Below are 13,877 nucleotides of genomic sequence, written 5' to 3' on the forward strand. Positions count from 1 at the left end.
GCCCTGCCCCACAAGGCCATCCGCGCTTCTCATCGATACTCGCCCGAAATTCAGTCGACCGGCTTGGTCTCGTCCGCCTCGTAATCGAAGAAGTCGAAGTCGGCGGTCTTCTCATGCAGCGAAGCGTCGGTGACGGCGATACCGACCATCGTGCCGGTGAATTCGCCATACTTGCAGTATTCATCGGAGAAGGTGGTGGTGTCGAAATCCGGGCCGATCGTAGTCCAGGTCTCGCCGTCATAGCCCCACTCGAACCAGGTGCGGCGGCCTTCGATGCGAAGACGCATGTGAATCGGCTTGTCCTCAACGGCCACGCGGGTGTCGAGCATCTCCGTCTTCTCGCCGTTCTCAAGGCGCACGATGGAGATTGCAGGGCCACCAAGCGTTTCGGAGTAATACTTGCGCAGGAAGACGTTGTTCATGTTGTCGTAGTACACGGTCAGACCGGCGGAATGCTGGTAGACTTCCGGCTCGAACTCCATCTTCGTGGTGACGGTGGCGTATACGCTGGTCAGCTTGCGGGCGATCAGGCTCGTACGGTTGAGCGATGCGAGTGATTCCTCGCCACGGATGCGCAGCCAGCCGGGACGTTCCGTCACGTTGGCGAAGGTCGTCGGCATTTGGCGCGGCGAGTAGTACCAGTTGCCGATCTCATCGCCGTCGAAGTCATCATGCTGCGGGATTTCCGGCATCGGCACATCCGGCAGATTCGGTTCCTCGACCTCCAGCTTGGCCAGATTGGAGCCGTCGGCCATGCGCAGCCAGCCGTCGTCGGTCCACGTCATCTTCTGAATGGCGGTCTCACGACCGAGCGTGCAGCGCAGTTCCGGCACAAACGGACGGCTGGTCAGGTGCACCAGATACGTTTCGCCGTTCGGCAGATCCACGTACGATCCGTGACCGGACTTCTGCAATACGGATTCCGGATTGAAGTAACGCGGCTTCAGATGGTCGTCATCGGCACGTTCGTTGGATTCCTTCGGCTGGGAGGTGACGAGCGGACCCTTCGGATCCGGCTCGTACGGACCCCACACATTGCGGGAGCGGCCCATGGTCACGGCATGGTTGTAGCCGGTGCCGCCTTCGGCGCACATGATGTAGTACCAGCCATCACGCTTGGTCAGATGCGGCGCTTCGATGCAGCCACGGTCTGTTGCGCCTCGCCAGATACGCTTCGGATAGCCGACCACGTGCTCGGTTTCCGGATCGTATTCCACGCAGCAGATCACGCCGGGCTTCTCATAGCCTTCACGGGTTTCCCATTCAAGGCTGACGATGTACTTTCTGCCATCATCGTCATGCAGGATGGATGCGTCGAATCCGGATGAGGTCAGATAGACCGGCTCACTCCACGGACCTTCGATGCTTTTGGATTTGATGAGATAGTTGTTCACGTCGAAATATCGGGCATTCATGGAGTTCATGACGCCATAGATTACGTAGAACATGTCTTCGGCCTCATTGTAGGTGAGGCATGGAGCCCAAATACCCTTGGCGGAGGGCAGCTTGGTGAGGTTCGGTGTGGCGTCGTCGGTAAGCACATGGGTCAGCAATTCCCAGTGCTTCATGTCCTTGGAATGGTAGATCGGGATGCCCGGGAACCATTCGAATGTGGAGACGGCCACGTAGTAATCGTCGCCTTTACGGCAGATGGCCGGGTCGGGATTGAAGCCCTTGAAAATCGGATTGTGCAGCATTGCTTTTCCTTTGTTTTTGGTGTACGGGATTACTTTTGGATCGGGAACCAGTCTTGGGCGATGCACCGGCCGAGATCCCATGCATCCCAGCCAATCCAGCCGGGAGTGTTGACGGTGTCGGTGAGCAGCTTGTAGTTCCAGTAGTAGAAACCGTGGCCCTTGCTCCAGGCGTTGAGCTGGGATTCGGCCACACCTTGGTATAGCGCGCGCTTCTCTTCGGCAGAAAGCGTCTCGGCCTGTGCGCCTTCCTCACCGTTGAGCACACTTTGACCACCATGGGTATCCACGCCGCAACCGACGGAGTTGAACAGGCACCACTCACCCACGATCGTCGGGAAGTATTCGCTCATCTCCTCGATCATCGGCGCATACGTATTCCTCACGAAATCGTCGTAGCCTTCGACTGTCTGCGGGCAACCCATCATTTCGGCGGTCATCAGATACTGGTGGGTGTCGAGAATCACGTTCTCGAATTCCGGTGCCAGCTTGCCGTCATCACCGCGCATGAAGTCCTTCCACTGCCCGATGTCGAAACCGTCGTGGAACACCACGGCCTTATCGGTCGGCAGAGCTCCCCTGTCGGCGTCGCGCAGGCGATGGTAGGCGGTGACATAGAAGTCCTTCAACCAGTCGAACGCAATCGGTCCGGTGCCTGCGGCCAGTTCCGGATCGACCGCCTTGTACCGTTCGGTCACGTTCATCATCGGCCAGGAAGTGGTGGTGTTCGGTTCGTTGATGATTTCAATGCCCATCAGCGCTTCACGGTTGCCGTAACGCTTGGCGAGACGTTCGAGCACGGACAGCACGAATTCCACCTCGTCGGGCAGTTGCGCCCACTTGCACACGCCGGAGATGCCACCATTGTCGAAGCCGTTCTGGCTCATCGGCGCGGTATGCAGGTCGATGAGAATGGTCAGACCATACTTATCGGCCCAGTTGAACGCCTTGTCGAGTTCGTCGACGCAGCCGATGAACGGCGGCCGGTCGCCGAAGATGAAATACGGCACCGGAATGCGCACGGAGTTCAGGCCCCATGATTTGATGGTGGCGAAGTCGCGTTCGTTGACGTATTCGGCGCGATGCGTTGCGATGCGCGCTTCGTAAACGGCTGGATCAAGCTGGGTCGGCAGATAGTATTCGTCATCCGCGGTGGTGCCGTCGAACAACGTCGGGTTCATCCACTTCTCCAGAACCAACCAGTTGCCGAGGTTCACGCCTTTGATGTAGTTCAGATCCATATGCACTCCTTTGTACGGTCTCATAGTAGTTTCTATGTACTTAGTAACTACTTAGTTAAATCATAATATAATTATCCGAGACATGCAACCGGCAGATCGCCACGACGCTCACGGTTCATGAATCGACCGTTCGCTCGCCATCGGCGCCTTCGTCGGTCGATTGAGCCATCCATCCGTTGCGCCATACACACGTCAGATCCCATCCTTCCAAACCGTTGCCACCGCGGGAATCCCCCATCGCATCATTGCCCAACAACCGGTAGCTCCAGTAGATCTGCCCCGCGGACACGTTCCACGCATCCAACTCAAGCCGGGCCACTTCACGGTAGATCGCCTTGCGTTCCACCGCATCGCGCTGCCGTTGCGCGAGAGTATTCATCAGGCACCACTCGCCCACCATAACAGGAACATGCCGTGCGGCCAGCCGAATCATCGCCTTGCCGTATGCGACGAACAACCGGTACAGCCACATCGCAGGCACCGGTACGAATGTCTCCATGGCGATGATGTAGATGTGCGTGTCCAACATGACGTTCGTCATGCCTTCCTTCCCGAACCAGCCTCTCCAAGCGCCCAATCGGAATCCGTCATGGAACACGATCACGCTTTCCGGTTTCAAGATGGCTCGCAAACGCCGATACGCGTCGCGATACAGGTCTTTCAAGAATCTCATGGGCACATGCCCACTGCCCTTGGCCTCCTCCTTGTCCTTGGCATGGCCGGTGGACGGCGCCGTCCAATATACCAGCCAGCTGATCGGCTCGTTCAATACTTCCATGCCATACAATGCCGGCTCATTCCGGTAGCGCTTGGCGAGACGTTCCAGCACCGTCAGCGCATATTCCACGGCCTCCGGGTCCTTGCGCCATGTGCATACGCCTGTGATTCCGCCATTGTCGTAACCGTTTTGCGAGCCCGGCACGGTGTGCAGGTCAAGCAGCACCTGCAATCCGCACCGATCGGCCCAAGCAAAAGCGCGGTCCACATATTCGATGCATCCCGGATGTCCCTCCACATCGTCGAAGACGAAGTACGGAACGGGAATGCGCACCAGATTGTATCCGTGTGAGGCGATGGCGATGAAATCCCGCTCGGTCACATATGTTTCACGATGGCGTCGTAGCAGCGCTTCCAACCTGGACGGTTCCATCGTGCGATGCATCCAGATTTCATCATCCTCGCCGCATTCTTCGAACAGGGCCGGTTTCATCCATTTTTCCAACACCAACCAGTTGCCGAGATTCACGCCATTGATCTTCTCGTCGACTCCCAACGTCATGCAGGCTCCTTTCGCAGCATGTTGACGCCTGCCATGCGGAACCAGTAACCAATTCCGTCAGGCAGGCGCCTTGCAATACAACACCGGCTTCGAGGGCGACGGTGGGAAGAGAAAGGAAAGACCACCGTTCGGCAGACCCTCCAAGCCGCTGTCAGCTCAGTCCATCGACCGAGCCGCCGTCCCCGCTAATCCAACACAAACGTGTTGAACGAACGCGGAGCCAGCGTCACCTTGAATCCACGGTTAGCGGACGAAGGATCGGCAAACTCAAATGGACGCTCCTCATCGAGGGCGTTCTGGACCACGACCACCACCGTGCCGTCCGGATTGCGGAATGCGATGGCCATCGAGTTGAAGTGGCCGGTAGTGCCGAGCACCTTCGCACCCGGCTTGACGTAGTGCGAGAAGTGGCGCATCACGTAATATTCCGGATTGCGGCGCACTTCATGCTTGTCGGCGGTGATGGTGAACAGCGAGTTCTGCCACCATCCCCATGTGGAATCTTGGTCGTCGAGGATCATGTTCCAGTAGGTGTAGGCGGTGGCGCCGTTGCGCAGGTAATGGTTGATCAGGTGGAAGATGTACTCTGCATATTCCCAGCTGTTGTCGCCGGTGCCGCATTCGGATTCCGACTGAATCAGCTCGATTTCCGGCCACGACTCATGCGTACGTGCGATGCAGTTCTGTCCGGCCCACTGGTAGGCGATGCCTTTGATGTACTTGCGCGCATCGTCATCGAAGAGGATGTTGTCGACGAAACGGTTGTAATTGTTGAGCTTCATGCCGTAGCCGCCGCCGGTCCACGCCATGTCTTCCGGGCCGTTGAGCGTGCCCAGCCAGATGTCGGTGTCGATCCCGGCTTCGTCGAACGCGGGACCGAGATAGTCGCGGATGAACACCTTGAGCGCTTCGGAATCCCATAGGGCGCTCGGGAATTTCTGGTCGGCGAACACCTCGTTCTGCACGTGCAGCTGGTTCACGGTGATGCCGTGTTCGGCGTAGGCCTGCACATACTTGACAAAATACTTGGCGTAGGCCTTGAGGTTCTCCGGCGTCTGCACAAGACGGCCGTAGTTGTAGGCCTTCGGGCGCTTCATCCACGTCGGCGGACTCCACGGGCTGGAGAACAGCTGCATATCCGGCTGCCATTCCTGTGCACGATGAATGTACGGAATCAGAGTCTTTTCATCATGCTCGACGGAGAAATGCTCCATCTCGTAATCGCCGTCGGTCTCGTCGTAGCTGTACCAGTGGTCGGCAAAATCGTTGGCACCGACGGGTGCACGATTGAAGGTGAAGTTCATCTCGTCGGGACTGAACAGTTCCTTGATGATCTGGTCGCGCTCCTCTTCGGTGACCGTTTGCAGTGGCAGCCAGCCGAGCTCGTTGAAACAGCCACCGAAGCCACGCAGGGCCTGATACTCATTGCCGTCGAGCTGCAAGTCGGAGGCGGAGGCGGAGTTGGTGGATTCGATTTCGGAAGTTTTGTCGACGAGTCTGTCGTCTTGTGTGGTTGCGGTCCAGGTGGTCATTGGACACTCCTTGATATCGTCGTTGATATTGGAATCTGCGGTTTTCGGCCTAGGTTTCGACCCATTGCATTCGTCATGGCAATGCAATCGCCCAAGCGGGTACGTTTTCCTGCAGAGGAGCCACGGCGATTCGTTCCGGCACGTTCGGACCATGCAAGGCCGAGTCCTTGCGGTCCGGAACGGACCGCCGTAGCTTCCCTGTTCGCAACGCCGTCACGTCACGTTGCTTGTTATGATGTTCCTTCCGTTCCCGTTCAGGGAAGGATGGCCTACTTGACCTTCTTGATGGCCATGATGAAGAAGCAACCGATGATGGCCAGGGCGATGGAGGTCGGGAACGCGAAGTTGTAGCCGAGGTTCACCACGAGGGCGGACATCACGATCGGGCCGCACATCTGGCCGAGGGTGGTAGCCATGTTCAGGATGCCCAGATCCTTGCCGGCCTCTTCCTTGTTCGGCAGCACGTCGACGAGCAGGGCCTGATCGACCGCGGAGTAGACCGCATAGCCAAGGCCGGCGATGCCTGCGAACAGGTACATGCCCATGGACGAGGGGAAGACCCACGGCATGGCGATGCCGATGGCGAACAGCACGGACGCCACGACGACCGGGACCTTACGACGGCCGATGATGTCGGAGACCGGACCCGAAATGAAGGAGCCGACCAGAGACATGACCATCATGATCATGGAAACGACGGACACGGTGACAGCGGATTCGTCGACGGACTGTCCGATGTAGTTCTGGATGATGTACAGCTGATAGACGGCAATCATCTGATAGGAAACGAGCATGCAGAAACGACCAACGAACGCCTTGTAGAAGTCATGCGCGCCATGGAATGCCGGCGGACGGAAGGAGACGAGCACGTCCTTGAGGGAGCCTTCGTCCTTCGGCAGGAAGTCGGCGGACTCCTCCTTCGGCATGATGAGCATGGAGACGACGCCACCGAGGAACATGAGTACGCCTGCGACGGCGAAGCCCGGGATGAGATTCTTGATGAACAGTGCACCGAGCATGGTGCCGATCGGGGAACCGATGGTGGCACCGGCGCCGTAGAAGGCGGACATGGTGCCGCGGATGCCGGATGGCACGCGATCGGACAGGATGGCGACCATCGGGGCGATCATGCAGTTCAGGCCGAACATGCAGGCGCAGTAGAAGATGGTGAGCAGCACGGCATTATGCGTGGTGCCGGTCAGGAACAGGGTGACGCCGCCAAGCACCGCACCGAACAGGATCCACGGAGTACGACGTCCGAACCTCGAGCGGGAACGGTCCGAGAAGTTGCCGAACATCAGATTGGCGATCAGGGATGCGACCGCGGTGAAGGCGTTGACGATACCGATCAACGCATCCGGATTGACGCCTTCGATGGTCTTGTAATGCATCGGTAGGAGCACTGCGGAAACAATGCCAAGACCCGACATCCATAGCACGCCGAAAATGATGAAACCGGCGCCGAATCGGGCGATAGTGACCTTATCGAGCGGCTTGCCCGTTGCCGGCGAGAGCGACGGGTCCTTTTCCGCCGCCGCGATGTTGGCGTAGTATGCCGACAGACGCTCTTCTTTGCTTGCGATTGCTTCACTCATGAAACTCTCTCCTTCGATTCATGCTTCAGTAGTGAAATGTGTGAGCTGCTTTGCTCCGTTTTGCTAACTACCATATGGTAACTAACTTGTTTTTTACCATAAACCACCCGACGGAAAAACGCAAGTCGGCAATGCCCGACCATCGATTTTCCTTAGGGATCGTCGTTGACCATGCCCCGCAGTACATAAGTTATCTATTACTTAGTAACTGCTTAGTTAAATCATATTACAAAGATATCTGACTGTCATTCTCCGGCGTGTCCCAATGATTTTCAACGATTCCCCCTCCCTCTGCTATAACTTAGTAAGTACAAAAAGGAGAAATCATGCGTCGCCGTACGGAAACCACCACCAAGAAACGAATGAGCGCCGAGGATCGTAGGAAAAGCATCCTCGAAACCACCATCTCGTTCATTTCGCAGTTCGGCTTCTGGGGCTTCACCATTCGCGACGTCGCCCAAGCTCAGAACATCACCGAAGCGGGCCTCCTTTACTACTACAACTCCAAGGAACAGCTTCTCGAAGAAACCCTCAAGTACGCCGATCGCATCAATCAGATCGCCATCGCGAAACATTTGGGCGTCGAAGGCGTGACCGGCGAAGTCTTGCAGGACGGCATTGCATACCATTGCGATCTGGGGCTGAAAGCCATTTCCACAGGCACCGTGGAAACCAATGCCGACCGTCTGGAAATGGTCCGCCTGTACACGTTGCTTGAAAGCGAAGCGCTCAGCAAGGACCATCCCGTGCACGAGTATTTCGAACAGCGCGAGACCAATCTGCTCAAGGAATATGCGTTCGCCGCAAAGCGCGACGGGGTCGCCGATCCGGAGCGCACCGCCTTGCAGGTGCTCTCCGCCATGGAAGGCTTGCAGCTGCGATGGCTCAACGGATCTCACGACATCGACTTCGTGGCCGAGTGGAAGGCCCTCATCGATCTGATCATCCCCTGACGAAAGTCATTCCGCCGTCGTTCCGACCGCCCGGCGTCGGTCGACAAATCTCCTGCGCCGGGCGGATTCGTCTCAACCGACGATAACGACCACGTTCCAGCGGCCAATCGTCAGTTCGTCACCGATGGCAACGGCATCGCCCGCTTTCAGCGCAACATCGGCCGTGGCCACCTCGTCGATCTCGCCTTCCGAGGCGATTACGACCGGCGCGACCACCACCTCACCCGGCACCGGACTGGCGATGGTGACGTCGGAGGCGGAATAGTTGAGCAGATACGTCACCGTCTCGCCTTGAGTGTTCGTGCCCTGGCGAACCGCAATCCGACCTGCGAGCGCAGTGCCGGCGCCCGCGACCCCGGCATATTCCACGGCTTCTCGCATGACGGCGCGAATCGATTCGGCATCCAGCAAGGTGGCGATCCACTCGGCGCTGCCTTTGCCGAAGGTGTTGCGGGTCACGGCCGCATAATCCTTCCATGCATAGTGGCCGTAGGTGGCAAGTACTTCGGTGCCGTCAGCCGGGGTCACCAGTTCGATCAGCGAAAGCGCCTGGGTGGATGGAACGCCTTCGAGCGCGCCGGCGAATTCCACGGATACGTGACCGTTCGGGCGGGTGAACTGGTTATAGGTCATGCCGAACACGTCGGTGAGGTTGTGCGGAGCGCGGTCAGCCCACACGCTCACCTCGTCGTCGGAGACGAAGGAACGCATGGTGGAGACCAGATGGCCGCCGTTTTCCACAAACTTACGCAGACGGTCAGTGGTTTTCTGGCCTGTGCAGTACAGGGCCGGGGTCACGATCATCCCGTACCTGGCAAGGCGTTCGGCGTCGGCGTCGGACGGTATGAAGTCGCATTCCACATTGAGTTCGAACAACGCGTCATACACATTGCGCACCACGTCGTTGTACTTGAGGCCGCCACCGAACGGGAAGCCGGATTCGATGAGGAACCAGTCCAGCGCGGACAGCGATTCATTGGAGACCATGATGGCCACCTTATTGCGCTTCTTCAGGTGGACAAGACGCTCCCCCACTTCTGGCTTGGCGATTTCGCGACCAAATACGCCGGCCTCACGGTAGGTCGGGTTCGGTTCCAGGTCGTGGCTCAGCAGGCCTTTCCAGTAGGTTTCGAATGAATTGTGGATGGAATGCCAGTGCCAGTATTCCACCATGTCGGCGCCGGAGGCCAGATGGGAGTATGCCTGCAAGCGCAACTGACCCGGGAACGGAACCCAGCCGTGCTGGCCCTGCGCTTCGGTTTCGAGCACCAGGTAGTTCCGGCCGTCCTTGGTGGAACGGGTCATATCGCCGCCGAATGCGATCTCTTTGCCGGTCAGATCGTCTTCGGTCGGATGGTAGATGTCCACACCGGTGATGTCCACAGCGGTCGAAGCCTTGAAATGGTCGACGGCCGGCTGCACGCCGAAGGAATAACCACGCCATTCGAAATCGAAATTGTGGGTAATGAACTGGTTGTCGTGCGCATATTCGCGCACGATGTCGGCCTGCCACTGCAGGAAGGCGCGCACCTGGTCGCGGCGGAACTTGTCGAACTCACCGCCGAGGGATTCGTTGATGGTCGCGGTCACATCCGGGAAGTCCTCCCAGGAGTCCACACGATTGGACCAGTAGTCGAGGCCAAAGTGATGGTTCATCTCATCGAGGTCGCCATCGAATTTCTCGTACAGGTATTTGACGAACAGACGCTGCATGTCGTCGGAGACCGAATCGTAGTACTTGGTCTCGTTATCCACCTGATAGCCGATGACCGCCGGATGGTCGGCCACGTGGGAGATGAGCCTGCGGATCACGCGCTCACCGTAGAAACGGTAGGTGGCGTTAACGATATTCATGATCTGGCGTGCGCCGTATTTGCCTTCGCCGTTCGGGGTGACGGCGAGCACGCTCGGGTCGAGCTTGACGAGCCAGCCGGGCACGGCGTAGGTCGGCGTACCGACGATGACGTCGATGCCGGCGCGCTGGGCCGCGTCGAGGGCGCGGTCCACATAGGTGAAGTCGAATTTGCCCGGTTGGGGTTCACAGGTGCTCCACGTGGATTCGGCGATGCGAATCACGTTGAGCCCGGCGTCCTTCATCATCCTCATATCCTCATCGATACGATCGATGCCCTTCATCATGAGGTATTCGTCGTAGTAGGCGGCGCCGAAAAGGATATGGTCCACGCTGTTGCGACTCATGGCTCCTCTTTCTATTGTCTTCCTTGACATGCACTTGCATTTATATCTAACGGTTATTAGATATAAAGAAGATATATCTCGACACGGCAATTTGTCAAAAACGGCGAGAAATCAGGCATGTCTTATCTAACATCCATTAGAAAACAATACCTCTCGCAAGCATGCGAGTCCGCACGCATGAGTGCAGATGTCAGGCGACGAAGCCTACCGGTAGTTATCCCACACCGGGGAGGGGAAGATGATCCTCTCGAAGAGCAGCCACTCATCGTACAGGTCGATCGGAGGCTTGCGCATCCATCGCAACTGAATGCCATCCATCGCCTCCAGACACATGCGCACCGTCGGCCGCATATTCCGCCATCCACCGACCTCAGGCGGAATATTCCACTGATATTCGGAATAATGCTCCCACACAAGGTTCGGGCGCTCTTCGAAATAGTCATGCAACGGATGCTCGGGGCTGAATCCTTCGGACTCCAACACCATGTAAAGCTGCAACAGACTCTGTCGCTTCGCGTTGTACCGCACCAGAAACCGCAGATATGCGGGAAAACTCATGCCGTTCGGATCACTGCCGGGCAAGCCCGATTCCATGAAATCCCGCGGCGTTCCATAAGCGTCATAGTTATCGGTGACGAGCATCGACAGCAGGTTCTCCTTATTGCCGATATAGTGCAGCAACCCCGGCTGACTCATACCGATCTCATCGGCGATGTCCTTCAACGACGTGCCATAGAAGCCCTTCTCCCCTATCAGCTTGACCGCCGCCGCAACGATTTCGGCCTTACGCTCCTCAGGAGATTTGCGAACACGTTTCTTCCCCGCACCAGTCATGCATCCCAGTCTACCGACCAGCATCCACCCCACGGCCAACACGGCCCCGTTCGCCGACACACACATCATGGTGTATCGTTTTCCTAACGTCTGTACAAAGGAGCGCTATGACGCAGCCATCAATCCCAGCGGTCCCAAACATGCAACTCAACAATTCCGTCCCCATTCCTCAGATCGGTTTCGGCACCTATCAGATTCCGGCAACCGCTACGCAGCAGGCCATCGAGCAGGCTCTGGAAATCGGCTACCGGCACATCGACACCGAGAACGCATGAGACAGAACCTGGATGTCTTCGGATTCAAGCTGGATCCGGATGAGATGCAGGCCATCAGAGCCCTGCACAATCCTGCCATGCGCATTTCCGGCGACCCCAACACGTTCAGTCAATCCCAGTCCCGGGCCAACCAGCGAGCGCGCGGAAACGTCACGGCCTAGCAAGGCACCATCAGATCGACGGAGCCTCCACGAAGGAGACGGGAAGCACCACACTCCCGTCTCCTTCATATGGAATCCCGTTTTCCTTCGCCCGAATCTGCAACAACAGATCATGCGCGGCGGCGCGCCCCATCTCTCTGGGATCCTGCTCCAGCAAATAGATGCCATCGTGCACATACTGGCTCCAGCGCCAATCATCAAAACTGACCAGACCGACGCCATCCGGGAAACCGACGCCCAAGGCGCGCAACACCGCCAACACATCGAACAGCAACGGCCCCATCAACGACACGATCGCGGTCCTACCGCTCAGATGACCCAACGCGATGGACAGCTTTCGCTCGATCCAGTCGACGTCATTGTCCTTGACATCAATCGCAATCATCAGAATACCGGATTCATCTGCGGCCTTCCGCAACCCCTCCACTCGATGAGCCTGTGCGGAAATCTCGCTTTTCATACGCGAAAGCACCAAGACATTGTCATAGCCAGCATCCACCAGTCGCTTACCTAGCCTCATGCATGAATCCTCGTTATCCGACATCACTCTCGATACGGAATCGGGAAGATTCTCCGGCTCCCTATCCACGACGACCAATGGCGTGCGCGCCGTGATAATGGAAGAATATGCGTTGAAATCGGAGGCATTGGGCTGAATCACCAGCCCATCAACCCTTTGAGACAACAGACGGTTGATTTCGGCACGCTCCTCCTCGAGAGAATTATCGGAATTCATCAGCATGACATCGTATCCAGCCGGACGCAACTCCTCATCGATGCCTTTGAACAGCAATGACGAAAACACATTCGAGATATCAGCGACCACGACACCCACCACATGCGTATTTTGCTGACGCATCCGCCTTGCCGATGCGTTCGGCCTGTAGTCCAGACGATCCACAGTCTCCTGAATGCGAGATTTCGTAGCCGCGCTCATCTTCCCATAGTTTCCGTTAATAAAACGCGACACGGTCGTCACCGACACCTGCGCCTCACGTGCGATATCCGCAATGGTCGCCTTTGCCATAGCAACTCCCTTTCCGTCGGAATAGTCAATCATTGTACCGCCCCTTCTTCATCGAGTCCGTTCCGTCAACGACACGCCCATCCGACATGCTTCAGTCCCCTGTGCCCCAAGGACCTGAGGCCATGTGGATTGACAATCGTCCATATGGTGTTTATCATAGGGGTATCGATACACCTAACACAACAAAGAATGTTGATTACCAGAAGATGTATCGTTAAACTAACCATCACAAAGCCAACGGAGGCATCATGGAAGAGTTCTCACTCAACAGCTTCAATCTGGCGGATAAAGTCGTACTCATCACGGGCGGCGCAAGTGGCTTGGGGCAGTATTACACCCAAGCCGTAAGCAAAGTCGGCGCGGATGTGTTCATCGTCTCCTACGACCGACAAGGGTGGGAGGAGACCCGAGCTGCCGTAGAGACCAATGGACGCAAGGCAGTATTCATGCTGCAGGACATCACGGAGCCAGGTGCGGCCAAAAAGATCGTTCAACAGGCAATGCAGGAATTTGGACGAATCGATGTGCTCATCAACAATGCAGGCATGCAACGCAGACATGAACTCGTGGAATTCCCCGACGAGGATTGGAAAGCCGTCATCGAACTCAATCTCAACGCCCTGTACTACCTTTCCCACGAAGTCGCAAAGATCATGATTGAGCAAAAAAGCGGCAAAATCGTCAATATCGGTTCCATGCAGTCCTATCGGGCGGGCAAGTTCATCTTTCCGTACGCGGCAAGCAAGCATGCAGTCATGGGACTGACCCGAGCCTATGCCGATGCCCTGGCCCCCTACAATGTGCAGGTCAATGGTCTCGCTCCCGGCTACATCAACACTCCTATGACCAAGGCCCTGCAAGAGGATCCAGTACGAAGCGTTGAAATCCGAGAACATATTCCGGCGGGCCACTGGGGAGAGCCGAAGGAACTGATGGGAGCGATGGTGTTCCTGTGCTCCACGGCATCCGATTACGTGACCGGTGTCATGCTCCCCGTCGACGGCGGATACCTGCTTCGCTGACATATCGCCAAATACATGACCTCATACCAAGAAACATAAAGGTACCACCATTGTCGCGGGTCCGC

At 57.1% G+C, this 13,877-nt stretch carries 12 protein-coding genes; 4 read left to right on the top strand and 8 right to left on the bottom strand.

Features of this window, described 5'->3' with window-relative positions:
• Window positions 1-50: 50 nt before the first annotated feature.
• The 5 genes from BBDE_RS08070 to BBDE_RS08090 all read right to left on the bottom strand — a co-directional run bounded on the left by BBDE_RS08070 (window position 51) and on the right by BBDE_RS08090 (window position 7,341).
• The gene (locus BBDE_RS08070) at window positions 51-1,697 is read right to left on the bottom strand and encodes a glycoside hydrolase family 43 protein (protein WP_003839200.1); all 1,647 of its coding nucleotides are present in this window, start codon (window positions 1,695-1,697) and stop codon (window positions 51-53) included.
• Window positions 1,698-1,726: 29 nt separating this feature from the next.
• Window positions 1,727-2,935, bottom strand: a complete 1,209-nt coding sequence (locus BBDE_RS08075; protein ID WP_003839199.1) for a glycoside hydrolase family 5 protein — start codon at window positions 2,933-2,935, stop codon at window positions 1,727-1,729.
• A 115-nt stretch (window positions 2,936-3,050) separates the two neighbouring features.
• Window positions 3,051-4,214, bottom strand: coding sequence for a glycoside hydrolase family 5 protein (locus BBDE_RS08080; RefSeq protein WP_003839197.1), 1,164 nt, complete (start codon window positions 4,212-4,214; stop codon window positions 3,051-3,053).
• Window positions 4,215-4,399: 185 nt separating this feature from the next.
• Window positions 4,400-5,746, bottom strand: a complete 1,347-nt coding sequence (locus BBDE_RS08085) for a glycoside hydrolase family 30 protein (protein ID WP_003839193.1) — start codon at window positions 5,744-5,746, stop codon at window positions 4,400-4,402.
• A 269-nt stretch (window positions 5,747-6,015) separates the two neighbouring features.
• A complete protein-coding gene (locus tag BBDE_RS08090; RefSeq protein ID WP_003839191.1) occupies window positions 6,016-7,341 on the bottom strand; it encodes an MFS transporter in 1,326 nt (441 codons plus the stop codon).
• A gap of 326 nt (window positions 7,342-7,667) precedes the next feature.
• Here BBDE_RS08090 and BBDE_RS08095 point away from each other — a divergent pair, with 326 nt between their 5' ends.
• Window positions 7,668-8,294, top strand: a complete 627-nt coding sequence (locus tag BBDE_RS08095; protein WP_012902398.1) for a TetR/AcrR family transcriptional regulator — start codon at window positions 7,668-7,670, stop codon at window positions 8,292-8,294.
• A 72-nt stretch (window positions 8,295-8,366) separates the two neighbouring features.
• On the opposite strand, the gene BBDE_RS08100 is transcribed toward BBDE_RS08095, so the two are convergent.
• Both BBDE_RS08100 and BBDE_RS08105 read right to left on the bottom strand, forming a co-directional pair.
• A complete protein-coding gene (locus tag BBDE_RS08100) occupies window positions 8,367-10,493 on the bottom strand; it encodes a beta-galactosidase (protein WP_003839187.1) in 2,127 nt (708 codons plus the stop codon).
• 204 nt (window positions 10,494-10,697) lie between these two features.
• A complete protein-coding gene (locus BBDE_RS08105; RefSeq protein WP_033489063.1) occupies window positions 10,698-11,327 on the bottom strand; it encodes a TetR/AcrR family transcriptional regulator in 630 nt (209 codons plus the stop codon).
• 107 nt (window positions 11,328-11,434) lie between these two features.
• Here BBDE_RS08105 and BBDE_RS08110 point away from each other — a divergent pair, with 107 nt between their 5' ends.
• Window positions 11,435-11,602: a 2,5-diketo-D-gluconic acid reductase A gene (locus BBDE_RS08110; RefSeq protein ID WP_012902400.1), complete on the top strand. Its 168-nt coding sequence runs from the start codon at window positions 11,435-11,437 to the stop codon at window positions 11,600-11,602.
• Window positions 11,599-11,763, top strand: a complete 165-nt coding sequence (locus BBDE_RS08115) for a hypothetical protein (RefSeq protein ID WP_003839181.1) — start codon at window positions 11,599-11,601, stop codon at window positions 11,761-11,763. The genes BBDE_RS08110 and BBDE_RS08115 overlap by 4 nt, the downstream gene beginning before the upstream one ends.
• A gap of 10 nt (window positions 11,764-11,773) precedes the next feature.
• Here the strand turns inward: BBDE_RS08115 and BBDE_RS08120 are convergent, their stop codons facing one another.
• Window positions 11,774-12,790, bottom strand: a complete 1,017-nt coding sequence (locus BBDE_RS08120; protein WP_012902401.1) for a LacI family DNA-binding transcriptional regulator — start codon at window positions 12,788-12,790, stop codon at window positions 11,774-11,776.
• Window positions 12,791-13,038: 248 nt separating this feature from the next.
• Here BBDE_RS08120 and BBDE_RS08125 point away from each other — a divergent pair, with 248 nt between their 5' ends.
• Window positions 13,039-13,812 carry a glucose 1-dehydrogenase gene (locus tag BBDE_RS08125; RefSeq protein WP_003839176.1) on the top strand — a complete coding sequence of 258 codons (774 nt, stop codon included), beginning with the start codon at window positions 13,039-13,041 and terminating at the stop codon, window positions 13,810-13,812.
• Window positions 13,813-13,877: the final 65 nt, after the last annotated feature.

Source organism: Bifidobacterium dentium JCM 1195 = DSM 20436 (assembly GCF_001042595.1).
Lineage (GTDB): Bacteria > Actinomycetota > Actinomycetes > Actinomycetales > Bifidobacteriaceae > Bifidobacterium > Bifidobacterium dentium.